The sequence below is a fragment of the Streptomyces sp. NPDC034086 genome, from assembly GCF_055575515.1.
In genome coordinates this window covers 44,077-59,732 of record NZ_JBVISM010000021.1, presented here as the reverse complement: position 1 = coordinate 59,732, position 15,656 = coordinate 44,077, and the positions used below count along the sequence as shown (strand labels likewise).

General features: G+C 73.5%; 9 protein-coding genes and 1 riboswitch. Of the genes, 7 read left to right on the top strand and 2 right to left on the bottom strand.

The window, feature by feature from the left end; translation table 11 throughout:
* The first annotated feature begins 145 nt into the window (after window positions 1-145).
* The 4 genes from ACZ514_RS30050 to ACZ514_RS30035 all read left to right on the top strand — a co-directional run bounded on the left by ACZ514_RS30050 (window position 146) and on the right by ACZ514_RS30035 (window position 5,573).
* Complete coding sequence (locus ACZ514_RS30050; protein WP_468175638.1) at window positions 146-1,606, top strand: NCS2 family permease; 1,461 nt, start codon at window positions 146-148, stop codon at window positions 1,604-1,606.
* A gap of 90 nt (window positions 1,607-1,696) precedes the next feature.
* Window positions 1,697-2,848: an XdhC family protein gene (locus tag ACZ514_RS30045; RefSeq protein WP_469126158.1), complete on the top strand. Its 1,152-nt coding sequence runs from the start codon at window positions 1,697-1,699 to the stop codon at window positions 2,846-2,848.
* Between the two features lie 115 nt (window positions 2,849-2,963).
* Window positions 2,964-4,232 (top strand): YncE family protein, encoded by a 1,269-nt coding sequence (locus ACZ514_RS30040; protein WP_468697403.1) that lies wholly within the window; start codon window positions 2,964-2,966, stop codon window positions 4,230-4,232.
* A 105-nt stretch (window positions 4,233-4,337) separates the two neighbouring features.
* The gene (locus ACZ514_RS30035) at window positions 4,338-5,573 is read left to right on the top strand and encodes a GNAT family N-acetyltransferase (protein ID WP_469126157.1); all 1,236 of its coding nucleotides are present in this window, start codon (window positions 4,338-4,340) and stop codon (window positions 5,571-5,573) included.
* Window positions 5,574-5,646: 73 nt separating this feature from the next.
* Here the strand turns inward: ACZ514_RS30035 and ACZ514_RS30030 are convergent, their stop codons facing one another.
* Window positions 5,647-7,872, bottom strand: a complete 2,226-nt coding sequence (locus ACZ514_RS30030; protein ID WP_469126156.1) for a terpene synthase family protein — start codon at window positions 7,870-7,872, stop codon at window positions 5,647-5,649.
* Window positions 7,873-8,106: 234 nt separating this feature from the next.
* Window positions 8,107-11,727 carry a cobaltochelatase subunit CobN gene (gene cobN, locus ACZ514_RS30025; protein ID WP_469126155.1) on the bottom strand — a complete coding sequence of 1,207 codons (3,621 nt, stop codon included), beginning with the start codon at window positions 11,725-11,727 and terminating at the stop codon, window positions 8,107-8,109.
* A gap of 53 nt (window positions 11,728-11,780) precedes the next feature.
* Window positions 11,781-11,880, bottom strand: a riboswitch (cobalamin riboswitch).
* A 211-nt stretch (window positions 11,881-12,091) separates the two neighbouring features.
* On the opposite strand from cobN, the gene ACZ514_RS30020 reads away from it, so the two are divergent.
* From ACZ514_RS30020 to ACZ514_RS30010, 3 genes are read left to right on the top strand one after another with little or no spacing between them, the layout of a single operon-like run.
* The gene (locus ACZ514_RS30020) at window positions 12,092-13,465 is read left to right on the top strand and encodes a cobalamin biosynthesis protein CobG (RefSeq protein WP_469126154.1); all 1,374 of its coding nucleotides are present in this window, start codon (window positions 12,092-12,094) and stop codon (window positions 13,463-13,465) included.
* A gap of 4 nt (window positions 13,466-13,469) precedes the next feature.
* Window positions 13,470-14,117: a precorrin-8X methylmutase gene (locus ACZ514_RS30015; protein ID WP_468175616.1), complete on the top strand. Its 648-nt coding sequence runs from the start codon at window positions 13,470-13,472 to the stop codon at window positions 14,115-14,117.
* Entirely contained in the window at window positions 14,114-15,640 is a 1,527-nt protein-coding gene (locus tag ACZ514_RS30010; protein WP_469126153.1) for a precorrin-2 C(20)-methyltransferase, read from the top strand. Before ACZ514_RS30015 ends, ACZ514_RS30010 begins: the two co-directional genes overlap by 4 nt.
* Window positions 15,641-15,656 lie beyond the last annotated feature (16 nt).

Genomic DNA, 15,656 nt, shown 5'->3' with positions numbered 1-15,656 from the left:
ACCCCGCACTACCCGCAGTACACGCAGTGCACATTTCGCGTCGCCTCGGGCCGTCACCCCGGGTCGTGCAGCCAACGCATTTTCCCAAATCCCGCGTCTCCAATCTTTATGCGGGTGCCCCTTTGAACCTTGGGAGTCAGGCACCATGACCCAGTCGTCTGTGGAGCCCAAGACCACCGCGGAAGAGGCCGGCGACGGCTCTCTGAACCCCGCGGGGCGTTCTTGGCTCGACCGTTACTTTCACATCACCCATAGAGGGTCGAGCATCGGCAACGAAATTCGTGGCGGCATCACGACTTTCATGGCCATGGCGTACATCCTCCTGCTCAACCCGCTGATCCTCTCCGGCAAGGACGTCGCCGGCGACACGATGAGCCAGAAGGCGCTGATCACGGCCACCGCCTTCGCCGCGGCCCTGACCACCCTGCTCATGGGCTTCGTCGGCAAGGTCCCGCTGGCGCTGGCCGCCGGCCTGTCCGTCTCCGGCGTCCTGTCCTCGCAGGTGGCCCCGCAGATGACGTGGCCGCAGGCCATGGGCATGTGCGTGATGTACGGCGTCGTGATCTGTCTCCTGGTCGTCACCGGCCTCCGCGAGATGATCATGAACGCGATCCCCCTCGCGCTCAAGCACGCCATCACCATGGGCATCGGCATGTTCGTCGCCCTGATCGGCCTCGTGAAGGCGGGCTTCGTGCACGCCTCCGAGGTCGGCGGTCCCGTCACCCTGGGCCCCGCCGGCGAGCTCGCCGGCTGGCCCGTCCTGCTCTTCTGCATCACGCTGCTCGCCATCTTCATGCTCCAGGCCCGCCGGGTCCCCGGTGCGATCCTGATCGGCATCATCGGCGGCACCGTCCTGGCGGTCGTCCTCAACGCCGTGGCGGACATCGACGCCAAGGCCTGGCGCAGCGGCCCGCCGGCGCTCAACGGCTCCGCGCTCTCCATGCCCGACTTCTCGCTCTTCGGCGACGTCGAGTTCGGCGGCTGGGGCGACGTCGGCGTCATGACGATCGGCATGATCGTCTTCACCCTGGTGCTCGCCGGCTTCTTCGACGCGATGGCCACCATCATCGGCGTCGGCACCGAGGCCAAGCTCGCCGACGACAAGGGCCGCATGCCGGGCCTGTCCAAGGCACTGTTCATCGACGGCGCCGGTGGCGCCATCGGTGGCATCACGGGCGGCTCCGGCCAGACCGTGTTCGTCGAGTCCGCGACCGGCGTCGGCGAGGGTGCCCGCACAGGTTTCGCCTCCGTCATCACCGGCCTCTTCTTCGCCGCCTGCCTCTTCTTCACCCCGATCACGCAGATCGTCCCCGGTGAGGTCGCCTCCGCCGCCCTGGTGGTCATCGGCGCGATGATGATGCAGAACGCCCGCCACGTGGACTGGTCCGACAGCGCGACCGCGATCCCGGTCTTCCTGACCGTCGTGATCATGCCGTTCACCTACCAGATCACCGCCGGTGTCGCCGCCGGCGTCATCTCCTACACCGCCATCAAGGTCGCCCAGGGCAAGGCCCGTGAGATCGGCGGCTTCATGTGGGCGCTGACCGGTGTCTTCCTGGTCTTCTACGCGCTCCACCCGATCGAGGGCTGGCTCGGGGTCAGCTGACCCGGGGCGGCTCCCGGCCGCCCTCCAGCGGCCCGCACCCCTCCACGCACCCGATACTGGAATCCGACACCCTCTCCGAGGAGGCCGCACATGCTGGACATCGCCGAAGAACTGAACCGGTGGGTCGAGCAGGGACGGGACTTCGCCGTCGCCACCGTGGTGGCGGTCGGCGGGAGCGCCCCCCGGCAGCCCGGGGCCGCGCTCGCCGTCGACGGCGAGGGCACGGCCATCGGATCGGTTTCCGGCGGATGCGTGGAGGGCGCGGTGTACGAGCTGTGCCGGCAGGCGATCGAGGACGGCGAGACCGTCGCCGAGCGGTTCGGCTACAGCGACGACGACGCCTTCGCCGTGGGCCTGACCTGCGGCGGAATCATCGACATCCTGGTGACCCCGGTCCCGGCCGGATCCCCCCTGCGCGAGGTGCTGGCCGTCGCGCTGCGCGCGGCGGCCCGGGGCGAGACGTCCGCGCTGGCGCGGATCGCCGAAGGCCCGGCCGAGCTGATGGGCCGCGCCCTGGTGGTCGGCCCCGACGGCTCCTTCGAGGGCGGCTTCGGCGGCCACCCCGAGCTGGACCGCACCCTCGCCGAGGAGGCCCGCGCCATGCTGGACGCCGGGCGGACCGGGGTCCTGGAGGTCGGCGCCGACGGCCGGCTCTGCGGAGAGCCGCTCAAGGTCCTGGTCGAGTCCAGCGTCCCGCCCCCGCGGATGATCGTCTTCGGTGCCATCGACTTCGCCTCCGCCCTCGTGCGGATCGGCAAGTTCCTCGGCTACCACGTGACGCTGTGCGACGCCCGGCCCGTCTTCGCCACGAAGAAGCGTTTCCCCGAGGCCGACGAGATCGTCGTCGACTGGCCGCACCGCTACCTGGAGACGGCCCGGACGGACGGCCGGACCGTGCTCTGCGTCCTCACCCACGACGCCAAGTTCGACGTACCGCTCCTGGAACTCGCCCTCCGGCTCCCCGTCGCCTACGTCGGCGCCATGGGCTCCCGCCGTACCCACGAGGACCGCAACAAGCGGCTGCGCGAGGTCGGCGTGACCGAGCTCGAACTGGCCCGGCTGCGCTCCCCGATCGGCCTGGACCTGGGCGCCCGCACCCCGGAGGAGACCGCGCTGTCCATCGCCGCCGAGATCGTGGCGAACCGCCGCGGCGGCAGCGGCGCGGCCCTCGCCGGCGCGCACATCCCGATCCACCACGACAGCTCGGACGCGGTGGCCGGCAGGATCGGGTCCGTCGCCTGAAGGGGCGGCCCTCCCGAGTGAAAGAAGGCGCTGCCCCGCGGGGGTTGCGCCTTCCTGCCGTCCCGCCTATTTTTACCGGCCGGTAACAGCGCTTTCCCGTATCGGAGTTGAGCGGATGTCCCGGACCGGCCACACCCCTGCACGCACCCTGCGCCTGATCGGCGCCGCCCTGGCGATGGCGGGCCTCGCGGCCGTCCCCGCCCCCGCCTCCCAGGCCGCGGCGCCCCCGGCCGCGGGCCTGCGCGAGGTGCTCTTCGTCGGCAACAACTGGGAGGGCACCGCCGACGTCCTCGCCTCCACCGGCGACCTCGCCCGCGTGGGCCGGATCAACGTCGTCCCCGACAAGGAGGAACGGCTCCGCGAGATCTACCTCGACCCGGTCAGGCTCGGCTTCTTCCTCGGGATCCGCGCCACGGCCGGCGAGGGCCACGACCAGTTCGTGGACGACATGTACACCACGCCCGACGGCTCCGCCGTCGTGGTCTCCCGCCCCAGCTTCGCCGACGTCGTCTCCATCGACGTGCGCTCCGGACGGATCAACTGGCGCTTCCCCGTGGCCGGTCACCGCTCCGACCACATGGCCGTCTCGCCCGACGGCACCCGCGTCGCCGTCTCCGCCTCCACCGCGAACACCGTCCACGTCCTCGACATCGCCACCGGCCGGGAGGCCGGGTCCTTCACCACCGGCGACAAGCCCCACGAGAACGTCTTCACCCAGGGCGGCCGCTACCTCTGGAACAGCGCCATCGGCGACGTCACCTCCGCCCTCGACGCACCCTGGCTGGACTGGACCAAGGGCGACCGGAAGATCACCGTCGTCGACACCCAGACCTTCCGCACCGTCCGCGTCATCGACATGCGCGAACGCCTCGACGCCTTCGGCCGCAAGGACCTCTCCGACGCCGTACGGCCGGTCTCCCTCAGCCCCGACGAGTCGAGGCTCTACTTCCAGGTCTCCTTCTTCAACGGATTCCTCGAGTACGACGTGGCCTCCGACAGGATCACCCGCGTCAAGACCCTCCCGGAGAACCCCGCCACCACCACCGACCGCACCAAGTGGGTCAACGACTCCCGCCACCACGGCATGTCCATGAGCCCCGACGGCAGCAGGCTCTGCGTCGCGGGCACCATGGACGACTACGCCACCGTCGTCGACCGCGCCACCCTCGCCGAGGGACCGCTCGTCCCCGCCGCCAAGCCCTACTGGGCCACCGTCGACGGCGACGGCACCGCCTGCGTCATCTCCGAGAGCGGCGCCGACCAGGTCACCGCCATCGACTTCGCCACCGGGGCCAAGCGGGTCTCCGTCCCCGTCGGCGACCACCCCCAGCGCATCCGGATCGGCCACGTCCCCGCCGGCTGGACCGGCCCCGGGAGCCGCTGACGGCGCACCCCGCAACCGGCCGGACCCGGCCCAGGGACCGGCCGGACGGGCAGATCCGGCCATTATGGTGTGAGCGGTCCGCGATGACCGATTAGTCTCCCGATCATGGTGGACATCCGCGAGGTACCCGAGGCCGACATCGACCGCGCCCAGGAGCTCGCCTACCTGGTCTTCCACGACCGGCCGGAGCCGCAGGCGCGGGAGCGGCACCACTCCCTGCTCACCCGCTGCCGACGCCTCGGCGCCTACGACGGCGACGCCCTCGTCGGCTTCATGGCGGCCCACCGCTTCCGCCTCTCCGTCCCGGGCGGCACCGACCTCGCCTGCCCCGGCCTCACCTTCGTCTCCGTCGCCCCCACCCACCGCCGCCGGGGCGTCCTCACCGCGCTCATGGACGAACAGCTGCGCCGCACGGCCGCCGAGGGCAGCCCGCTCGTCGCCCTGTGGGCCTCCGAGGCCGCCATCTACGGCCGCTTCGGCTACGGCTCCGCCACCCAGGGCGTCACCATCGAGATCGACTCCACCCGGCCGCTGGCCCTGCGCATCGACCCCGACCCGCGCCCGCTGCGGCTGGTGGACCCGGACGAGGCCCTCACCGTCATCGCGCCCTTCCACGAGGCCGCCCGCCGGGCCCGGGCCGGACGGCCGACCCGGAGCGCGCGGCGCTGGGCCGAGGAGTGGCTCTGCGAACAGGACGAGGAGGACGAGGAGCTGAGCCCGCCCAGGATCATCGCCGTCGGGGAACCGGGGGAACCCGTCGCCGGCTACGTCCTCTACCGCACCAAGCACGAGGACGACGGCGCACCCGCCCGCGGCCCGGGCCTGGTCCGCGTCGACGAACTCGAGGCCGGCACCCCGGCGGTCGCCGCCGCGCTGTGGCAGTGCCTGGCCTCCCTCGACCTCACCGGCAGGGTGTCCGCGTGGGGCCGCCCCCTCGACGACCCGCTGCTGCACTTCGCCGCCGACCGGGACCAGGTCCGGGTCACCGCCCAGTACCCGGCGCTGTGGCTTCGGCTGGTCGACGTACGGGCGGCGCTGACCGGGCGGTCGTGGGCCGCGCCCGTGGAACTCGTACTGCAACTGTCCGACAGCCGGCTGCCCGTGAACGCCGGGCGGTTCCGGCTCAAGGCCGGGCCGGACGGGGCGGCGTACGAGACGGCCCGCGCGGCCCCCGACCTCACCCTGGACGTACGGGAGCTGGCCGCCTGCTACCTGGGCGGGACCCGCGTCGGCGAGCTGGTGGCGGCCGGGCTGGTGACCGAGCACACTCCCGGCGCGGCGGCGGCCCTGGACGCGGCCCTGTTCTCCGGGCGGCTGCCGCACACCTCCGACGAGTTCTGACGGCCGCCGCGGCAGGCCGGTGCGGGCGGCCCGGCGCGTGCGGGGGCGGGCGAGCGGACCGCCCCCGCGGCCTTCAGGACCGGGCGGCCGTGCCGATCCGCGCCGCCGACATGCCGAAGCCGCCGGAGAGGATGCCGGTGGACAGGGCGTCGCCCGGGCGGTGCAGGTTCTCCTCGCGGTACCGGCTCGTCATCCGGTGCCAGTGCAGGACCCCGGCGAGCCAGTCCTGGAGCTCGCCGACGTACGCGTCGAGCCCGGCGCGGGCGTCGGCGTCCAGCCGCCAGTCGTCGTAGAGCACGGGCAGCTGGTTCGCGACGATGTGCTGGAACTCCTCGATGCGCCGCGCCATCAGGGAGTGGCAGATGTGCAGGGCCTCGGGATACCCGATGCCGAAGAAGTTCCGGGTGACGAGGACGTGGTTGTGCACCTCGCCCTCGAACTCGACCTCCTTCTGGTAGGAGAAGACGTCGTTGACGAGGGCGCCGGCGTCGGCCGCCGCGTTCTCCAGCGACCGGATGGTCCCCGAACGGTAGATCTCGTCGGGGATGCCCCGGCCGTCCTGGCCGAGCCGGCACATGTACATCGTCATCTGGGCGCCGAAGGTGTGGCGGCGCATCTCGGCGTAGTCCACCGGGTCGGGGACGCGGTGGTGGAACTGGTTCTCCACCTCCCACACCCAGCTGTCCAGCATGTTCACCATGGTCGCCCGGAACTCGGCGCGGGCGGCCGGGGCCATGCCCCGGCAGGTGCGCTGCCACAGGTCGGCGAGTGAACGTTCCATCGCGATGACCGGCACCGGCGCCGTCTCGGCGGGGTCCAGCGGCATCATCGCGACCAGCCGCGCGGTGGCCGCCTTCGCGGCGGCGATGTTCCCGGTCTGCCCGAACACCAGCGGGTAGTAGTCGTCCGCGTACGTCCCCCAGGCCAGCCAGGACGCGTTCAGCAGCAGCGCCTCCCGGGTGGCGTCCGGGTCGATGCCGGCCGAGCAGAGGGCGAAGTCGAAGCCGCGCATCCGGCGTTCGTCCCAGATCGCCGAGCCGGGGTCCCCGGGCTGGGGGTCCAGCAGCCCCATCCCGCGGCACCATCGCACCAGCCCCTCGCGGGCGTGGTCCAGGTGCGGGCTGAGGGACAGCGCGTAGGGCATGTGGATGTCGGGGATGACGGACGGGCCGGTCTTCTCGAAGGGGACGTGGCTGAAGGACCGGCGGCGCAGCTCCATCGAGCGCCGGGTGAAGACCGAGCGCAGGTCGAAGGCGCTGGTGCCGAGTCCGGAGGGGAGGAAGGGCAGGGTCAGCGGGCCGGTGGTCCGGGCGCCTTCGTTCATGTAGCGGCTGGAGGCCATGTGCCATTCGTGGCCGCCGGACTGCCAGTCCTGGAGGCCCTTGGTGTAGGCCAGCACGGCCGCGGTCTCGGCCGGGGTCAGGGCGTGTTCGGCGAAGAGGCGGGGGAGTTCGGTGAGCGCGGTCTGCTCGAACTGCTGGAGTCGGGAGGTGATCAGGTCGTTGGAGAGGTCGGCGGCCTCCTGGGTGGTGCAGCCGAGGAAGGTCTCCAGCACCAGGACCGCGTTGGAGAGTTCGCCCTCGTCCTCGACCTCGCGCTGGTAGGAGAAGATGTCGTTCCTGATGTGCACGGCGTCGGAGAAGGCGTCGCGCAGGACGCCCAGGGGCCGTGAGTGCGCCACCCGCGCGGGGACTTCGGCCGACACGTACTCGACCAGCCCCGCCGACCAGGGCGCGCCTCCGACCTTGCGGCGCATCTCGATGTACTCGAGGGGGTTCGCGATCCTCCCGATGCCGATGTTCGCGAGCTCCCACATGGACTCGTCGAGGAGGTTCTTCGTGGAGAGGGAGAACCGTTCCCGCCAGTCGGCCGACATGGAGGGGACCGTACGCGCCCACAGGTCGGCGAGCCCCGCCTCGACGGGATTGGTGGCCTCGGGGAAACCTTCCGCCAGGTCCATCGGCATGAAGGCGGCCAGCCGGTCGAGGTAGGCCTTGGCGCCGGCCCGGTCCTGGGAACGCTTGAACGTCTCCAGGAAGTGGTCGTCGAAGAAGAACACCCACACGTACCAGTCGGTGACCAGGGACAGGGCGTCGCCGTCGCAGTCGGGGTGGGTGTACGAGCAGAGCAGCGCGTAGTCGTGCGAGTCCAGGTCCGACTCCTCCCAGACGCCGGAGCCCTCCAGCATTCCGAAGGCCCGTGCCCACCGTTTGCTGTGGGACCTCGCGCTCTCCAGGTGGGGGTTCAGGCGTGCCGGGTAGGGCACGTAGAACTCCGGCAGTTGAAACGGCTGCGTCACGGGCGGGCCGGCCTTTCCTCACGGGATGCGGGACCGGCGCTCCGGTCCCCCGCACGAGATCAGCACCGCCCCGCCCCCGGCGTCGCCCGGATGGGCCGGAGTTCACCGCTTCAGGTGACGGCGGAGCCGTTCCGCGGCGCGCGGGGCACCCGGGCCCGACGGCCGGCGGCCGGCGGACGCGCGACGGCCCGGCCTCCGCGGGGGAGGCCGGGCCGTCGCGCGTACGGGAGGCGGTCAGTCGGACCGGCCCTCGAGGTCGCCCTCGGTGTCCAGGTAGACCTGGCGCAGGGCTTCGAGGACCTGCGGGTCCGGCTTCTCCCACATGCCGCGGGACTCGGCCTCCAGGAGGCGTTCCGCGATGCCGTGGAGGGCCCAGGGGTTGGCCTCCTCCAGGAAGGCGCGGTTCTCCGGGTCCAGGACGTACGTCTCGGTGAGCTTGTCGTACATCCAGTCCGCCACCACGCCCGTCGTGGCGTCGTAGCCGAAGAGGTAGTCGACCGTCGCCGCCAGTTCGAAGGCGCCCTTGTAGCCGTGGCGGCGCATCGCCTCGATCCACTTGGGGTTCACGACGCGGGCCCGGAAGACGCGCGAGGTCTCCTCGACGAGCGTGCGGGTCTTGACCGTTTCCGGGCGGGTGGAGTCGCCGATGTACGCCTCGGGGGCCGTGCCGCGCAGGGCGCGGACGGTGGCCACCATGCCGCCGTGGTACTGGAAGTAGTCGTCGGAGTCCGCGATGTCGTGCTCGCGGGTGTCGGTGTTCTTGGCGGCCACCGTGATCCGCTTGTACGCCGTCTCCATCTCGGTGCGGGCCGGGCGGCCCTCGAGGCCGCGGCCGTACGCGTAGCCGCCCCAGACCGTGTAGACCTCCGCCAGGTCGGCGTCCGTACGCCAGTCACGGGAGTCGATCAGCTGGAGGATGCCGGCCCCGTACGTGCCCGGGCGCGAGCCGAAGATGCGGGTGGTGGCCCTGCGTTCGTCACCGTGGGCGGCGAGGTCGGCCTGGGCGTGGGCCCGGACGAAGTTGTCGCGGGCCGGCTCGTCCAGGGAGGCCGCCAGCCGCACCGCGTCGTCCAGGAGGCCGATGACGTGCGGGAACGCGTCGCGGAAGAAGCCCGAGATGCGCAGCGTCACGTCGATGCGGGGACGGCCCAGCTCCGCGAGGGGGATCGCCTCGACGCCGGTGACGCGGCGCGAGGCCTCGTCCCAGACGGGACGGACGCCGAGGAGGGCGAGGGCCTCGGCCACGTCGTCGCCCGCCGTGCGCATCGCGCTCGTGCCCCACAGCGACAGGCCGACCGAGGCGGGCCACTCCTCGTCGTGGTCGGTGCGGTAGCGGGTCAGGAGGGAGTCCGCGAGGGCCTGGCCCGTCTCCCACGCCAGGCGGGACGGGACGGCCTTGGGGTCGACCGAGTAGAAGTTGCGGCCGGTCGGGAGGACGTTGACCAGGCCGCGCAGCGGCGAACCCGACGGGCCCGCCGGGACGAAGCCGCCGTCCAGGGCCCGCACCACGTGGGCGATCTCGTCCGTGGTGCCGGCCAGGCGGGGGACCACCTCGTGCGCGGCGAAGGCGAGGATGTCCGCCACGGCCCGCGGGTGGCCCGCCGCGACGGTGGCGACCGCGTCGGGGGACCAGCCGGCGTCCTCCATGGCCTGGACCAGGGCGCGGGCGGTCTCCTCGACCTCGTCCGCCGCCGTGCGGGTGGCCGCCGACTCGTCGAGGCCGAGGGCCTCGCGCAGCCCCGGCAGGGCGCAGGCGCCGCCCCAGATCTGCCGGGCGCGGAGGATGGACAGCACCAGGTTGACGCGGGCCGGCCCCGTCGGGGCGCCGCCGAGGACGTGGAGGCCGTCGCGGATCTGGGCGTCCTTGACCTCGCACAGCCAGCCGTCGACGTGCAGCAGGAAGTCGTCGAAGCCGTCGTCGTCCGGACGCTCGTCGAGACCCAGGTCGTGGTCGAGCTTCGCCGCCTGGATCAGCGTCCAGATCTGGGCGCGGATCGCCGGCAGCTTGGACGGGTCCATGGAGCTGATCTGGGCGTACTCGTCCAGGTGCTGCTCGAGGCGCGCGATGTCGCCGTACGACTCCGCGCGGGCCATCGGCGGCACGAGGTGGTCGACCAGGGTGGCGTGCACGCGGCGCTTGGCCTGCGTGCCCTCGCCCGGGTCGTTGACCAGGAACGGGTAGACGAGCGGGAGGTCGCCGAGCGCCGCGTCCGGCGCGCACGACGCGGAGAGGCCGGCGTTCTTGCCCGGCAGCCACTCCAGGTTGCCGTGCTTGCCCAGGTGGATCATCGCGTCGGCGCCGAAGCCGCCGTCCTCGGCGGCCGCCTGGATCCAGCGGTACGCCGCCAGGTAGTGGTGCGAGGGCGGCAGGTCCGGGTCGTGGTAGATCGCGATCGGGTTCTCGCCGAAGCCGCGCGGCGGCTGGATGAGGATCAGCAGGTTCCCGCGGCGGAGCGCGGCGAGGACGATGTCGCCGTCCGGGTTCGAGGAGCGGTCCACGAACATGTTCCCGGGCGCCTCGCCCCAGTGCTCCTCGACGCTCTCCCGCAGCTCGGCCGGGAGTTCGGCGAACCAGCGCCGGTAGTCGGCCCCCGGGATGCGGACCGGGTTGCGGGCCAGCTGCTCCTCGGTCAGCCAGTCCTGGTCGTGGCCGCCGGCCTCGATCAGGGCCCGGATCAGCTCGTCGCCGTCGCCGGAGACCAGGCCGGGGATCTCGGCCTCGGGGCCGAAGTCGTAGCCGTGGGCGATGAGGGTGCGCAGGAGCGCGACGGCGCTGGCCGGGGTGTCCAGGCCGACCGCGTTGCCGATGCGGGAGTGCTTGGTGGGGTACGCGGACAGGACGAGCGCGATCCGCTTGTCGGCGGGCTCGATGTGGCGCAGCCGGGCGTGGCGCACGGCGATGCCGGCGACGCGGGCGGCCCGCTCGGGGTCGGCGACGTACGCGGGCAGGCCGTCCTCGTCGATCTCCTTGAAGGAGAACGGGACGGTGATCAGACGGCCGTCGAACTCGGGAACGGCGACCTGGGTGGCGGCGTCGAGCGGGGACAGGCCCTCGTCGTTCTCCTCCCAGTTGCCGCGCGAGCCGGTCAGGCACAGCGCCTGGAGGATCGGCACGCCGAGCCCGGCCAGCGCGCCCGCGTCCCAGGACTCGTCGTCCCCGCCGGCCGAGGCGGTGGCGGGCCGGGTGCCGCCGGCGGCGAGCACGGTGGTGATGACCGCGTCCACCGGCTCCAGCGTCCGCAGCAGCTCGGGCTCCGGGGAGCGCAGGGAGGAGACGTACAGGGGGACGGGCTGCCCGCCCTTGGCCTCGATGGCGTCGCAGAGGGCGTGTACGAAGGCGGTGTTGCCGCTCATCTGGTGGGCGCGGTAGTACAGCACCGCGACCCGGGGGCCGGTGGCCGTGCCGGCGGGCCGGTCCAGGGGCCCCCAGGTGGGGGAGGCGGCGGCGGGCTCGAAGCCGTGGCCGGTGAGCAGCACGGTGTCGGAGAGGAAGCGCGCCAGCTGGCCGAGGTTGGCCGGGCCGCCGTGCGCGAGGTAGCGGTGCGCCTCGGCGGCGATGCCGATCGGGACCGTGGAGGCCTCCATCAGCTGGGCGTCGGGGGCCTGTTCGCCGGTCAGCACGACCACCGGACGGGTCTGGCCGGGGGCGAGGAGCACGTCCAGGCCCTCCTGCCAGGCGCGCAGACCGCCCAGGAGGCGTACGACGACCAGCCCGACGCCGTCGAGCAGTCCGGGGAGGTCGTCGAGGGGAAGGCGGGAGGGGTTCGCGAACCGGTACGGCACGGGGCCGCCGGCGACGTTCGCGGCGCGGGCGCTGAGCAGATCGGTGTCGGACGTCGACAGCAGCAGGATCATGCGGCGGCAGGCCTTCCTCGGGGTTTCCGCGCCCCGGGCAGTGAGGACGGCGGGAGTTCCTGACTCACCCGGCCGATCGCTCCGCGGGGTTCACAGTGGCGGGACCGCGCCGGAATCGCACCGGGCTTCCTCCCATGTCGCCGTCCTCGGCGATGACGGGCCGAGCGGCCCGTCGGAAGGTCATCTTAGGCGGCCTTTCCCCTGGCCGGGAGTGGGGGTGGGATCGGGACCGCTCCGCTGCCGCGGCCACGTCCCCGGCGCCTCGTCCCGGACGCGGGCGGCGCCGCGTCCGGGCCGGGCGCGGCGGAACGCGGCCCGGGCCGGGGTGGCGACGGACACAGGCCGGGCCCGCGCAATCGTGGGTATGCTCGCGGCCATGCCCCAGCCCCCCTCCGCAGCGTCGCGGGACGAACCCGTCATACGCGACCGCGGCGACGCCTGCCCCGGCGCGCTGCGGCTGCACGCCGCTGACGACGGCCACCTGGCGCGCGTCCGGATCCCCGGGGGTCTGCTCACCGCCGCCCAGGCGTGCGTGCTCGGGGACGCCGCCGACCGGTTCGGCGACGGGCACCTGGAGCTCACCTCGCGCGGCAACGTCCAGCTGCGCGGCCTCATCGACGACTGCGGCGCCGGGCTCGCGCGGCTGCTGGACGGTGCCGGGCTGCTGCCCGCGCCGAGCCACGAGCGGGTGCGCAACATCGTGGCCTCCCCCCTGGGCGGTCCCCGCGTCGCGCACCGGGTCCGGGAACTGGACCGGCTGCTCTGCGCGAGCACCCGGGCGACGGCCCTGTCCGGGCGGTTCCTCTTCGCCGTGGACGACGGCCGCGGGGACGTCGCCGCCCTCGACCCCGACGTCACCGTGCTGGGCGGTGACGGCAGTGACGACGGCGGCGACGGCGACGACGGCGACGCCGGTGACGGCGGTAGCGGTGTCGATGGCGGCCGCCGTCCGGTGCTGGTGCGGCTCGGAGCCGCCGCCGACGCCGTCGCGGTCGCCCCGGCCGACGCGCCCCGCGCGGCGCTGCTGGCCGCCGAGTACTTCCTCGACGCCGCCGACGCCGCCGGCACCCGGGCCTGGCGGGTCGCCGAGCTGCCCGACGGACACGCCCTGGACGGCGGCGAGTTCGCCCTCCGGCTGGCCGCCGCCGGAATCGACGCGGACCGCGTCCCCGAGATGGCGTGGCCCTGCGCGGAACCGCCCCGGCCGCGGGGACCCGGGGGCGCGCTGTGCGTCCTGCCCCCGCTCGGCAGGCTGAGCTCCGGCCAATGGCGGGTCCTGGCCGAGGTCGCCGAAGCCGGCGGCGGAGAGCTGCGCGTCACCCCGTGGCGCAGCGTCGTCCTGCCCGGCGCGGGCACCCCCGTCCCCGCCGACGGCTACGCCCGGCTCGAGGCGGCCGGCCTGGTGGTCGGCCCCGACAGCCCCTGGCAGTCCGTCACCGCCTGTACCGGCAGGCCCGGTTGCGCCAAGTCCCTCGCGGACGTACGTGCCGACGCGCGTGCCGTCGTCAACGAAACGGGAACCGGAACGGGGACGGGAACGGGGACGGGAACGGCGCCCGCGCTGCCCGTGCACTGGTCCGGCTGCGCCCGCCGGTGCGGGCACCCCCGCGGCACCGCCTGGGTGGACCTGGTCGCCACCCCCGACGGCTACGCGCTCGACGGGCGGCCCACCCCGTACGCACACCTGGCGGCCGCCCTCACGGCCGCACGCACCACCACCACACCCGCATCGCAGTGAAGAAATGAGCGAGTACACCGTGTTTGAGTACGAGAAGGACGGCGCCGCGATCTACCGCCAGTCCTTTGCCACGATCCGCGCCGAGGCGGACCTCTCCGGGCTGCCCGCCTCGGTCGCCCAGGTCGCGGTGCGCATGATTCACGCCTGCGGCATGACCGACCTCCCCCAGGACCTCGGCTACACCGCCGACGTCGTCCTGCGCGCCCGCGCCGCGCTGCACGCCGGCGCTCCGGTCCTGTGCGACGTACAGATGGTCGCCAGCGGCGTCACCCGCAAGCGGCTGCCCGCCGGCAACGAGGTCATCTGCACCCTCTCCGACCCGGCCGTGCCCGCGCTCGCCGAGAAGATGGGCACCACGCGCAGCGCCGCCGCGCTCGAGGTCTGGCGCGACCGCGGCCTGCTGGAGAACTCCGTCATCGCCGTCGGCAACGCGCCGACCGCGCTCTTCCGGCTGCTGGAGATGATCGAGGAAGGCGCCCCCCGCCCGGCCGCCGTCATCGGCGTGCCGGTCGGCTTCATCGGCGCCGCCGAGTCCAAGGACGCCCTCGCCGCCCACCCCTCGGCCCTCGACCACCTCATCGTGCGCGGCCGGCGCGGCGGCAGCGCCATCGCGGCCGCCGCGGTCAACGCGATCGCGAGCGAGGAAGAATGAGCGGCCGTCAGAGCGCCGGGAAGGGTGGCGCGGACGTGACCAAGGGCAAGCTGTACGGTGTCGGCCTCGGCCCCGGCGACCCCTCCCTGATGACGCTGCGGGCCGTCGAGGTCATCGCGGAGGCGGACGTCGTCGCCTACCACAGCGCCCGCCACGGCCGTTCCATCGCCCGTTCCATCGCCGCGAAGCACCTGCGCTCCGACCACGTCGAGGAACCGCTGGTCTACCCGGTCACCACCGAGACCACCGACCACCCCGGCGGCTACCAGGGCGCGATGGAGGAGTTCTACGAGGCCTCCGCCGCCCGCCTCGCCGCGCACCTGGACGCGGGCCGCACCGTCGCCGTGCTCGCGGAGGGCGACCCCCTCTTCTACGGCTCGTACATGCACATGCACAAGCGCCTCGCGGACCGGTACGAGGCCGAGGTGATCCCGGGGGTCACCTCCGTCAGTGCCGCCGCCGCCCGCCTCGGCACCCCGCTCGTCGAGGGCGAGGAGGTGCTGACGATCCTGCCCGGCACCCTGCCCGAGGAGGAGCTCACCGCGCGCCTCGCCGCCACCGACTCGGCGGTCGTGATGAAGCTCGGCCGCACCTTCCCCGCCGTCCGGCGGGCGATGGAGACCGCCGGACGGCTCGCCGAGGCCCGCTACGTCGAGCGCGCCACGATGGAGGGCGAGCGGGTCGGGGTCCTGGCGGACACCGACCCGGACAGCGTCCCGTACTTCGCCGTCGCCGTCGTGCCCAGCCGGATCGGGAACCCGGGCAGTGTCCCCGAGGGCCCCGGCGAGGTCGCGGTCGTCGGCACCGGCCCCGCCGGGCCGCTGTGGCTGACCCCGCAGACCAGGCGGGCGCTGGCCGACGCGGAGGTGCTCGTCGGGTACACGACCTACCTGGACCGGGTGCCGGTCAGGCCGGGCCAGGTCCGGCACGGCTCCGACAACAAGGTGGAGTCCGAGCGGGCCGAGTTCGCCCTCGACCTCGCCCGGCGCGGCAAGCGCGTGGCCGTCGTCTCCGGCGGTGACCCCGGGGTCTTCGCCATGGCCACCGCCGTCCTGGAGGTGGCCGGGCAGCCCGCGTACGCGGACGTGCCCGTACGAGTGCTGCCGGGGGTGACCGCCGCGAACGCGGCCGCCGCGGCGGCCGGCGCCCCCCTCGGCCACGACTACGCCACCATCTCGCTCTCCGACCGGCTCAAGCCGTGGGAGGTCATCGCCGAGCGGCTGCGCGCGGCCGCCGCCGCCGACCTGGTCCTCGCCCTGTACAACCCGGGCTCGCGCAGCCGGACGTGGCAGGTGGCGCAGGCCCGTGAACTGCTGCTGGAACTGCGCTCGCCGCAGACCCCGGTGGTCGTCGCGCGGGACGTGGGCGGGCCGGAGCAGTCGGTGCGGGTGCTGACGCTGGCCGAACTGGAGCCGTCCGAGGTGGACATGCGCACGATCCTGCTCATCGGGTCCTCGCAGACGCAGGTCACGCAGCGGGCCGACGGCTCCCGGGTGACGTGGACGCCGCGCCGCTACCCGTGATCCGGTAGCCGGCGCG

Excerpts from the sequence above, each read along its gene's own strand:
- ACZ514_RS30050 (WP_468175638.1), top strand. The coding sequence starts at position 146 with ATGACCCAGTCGTCTGTGGAGCCCAAGACCACCGCGGAAGAGGCCGGC.
- ACZ514_RS30045 (WP_469126158.1), top strand. The coding sequence starts at position 1,697 with ATGCTGGACATCGCCGAAGAACTGAACCGGTGGGTCGAGCAGGGACGG.
- ACZ514_RS30040 (WP_468697403.1), top strand. The coding sequence starts at position 2,964 with ATGTCCCGGACCGGCCACACCCCTGCACGCACCCTGCGCCTGATCGGC.
- ACZ514_RS30035 (WP_469126157.1), top strand. The coding sequence starts at position 4,338 with ATGGTGGACATCCGCGAGGTACCCGAGGCCGACATCGACCGCGCCCAG.
- cobN (WP_469126155.1), bottom strand. The coding sequence starts at position 11,727 with ATGATCCTGCTGCTGTCGACGTCCGACACCGATCTGCTCAGCGCCCGC.
- ACZ514_RS30020 (WP_469126154.1), top strand. The coding sequence starts at position 12,092 with ATGCTCGCGGCCATGCCCCAGCCCCCCTCCGCAGCGTCGCGGGACGAA.
- ACZ514_RS30015 (WP_468175616.1), top strand. The coding sequence starts at position 13,470 with ATGAGCGAGTACACCGTGTTTGAGTACGAGAAGGACGGCGCCGCGATC.
- ACZ514_RS30010 (WP_469126153.1), top strand. The coding sequence starts at position 14,114 with ATGAGCGGCCGTCAGAGCGCCGGGAAGGGTGGCGCGGACGTGACCAAG.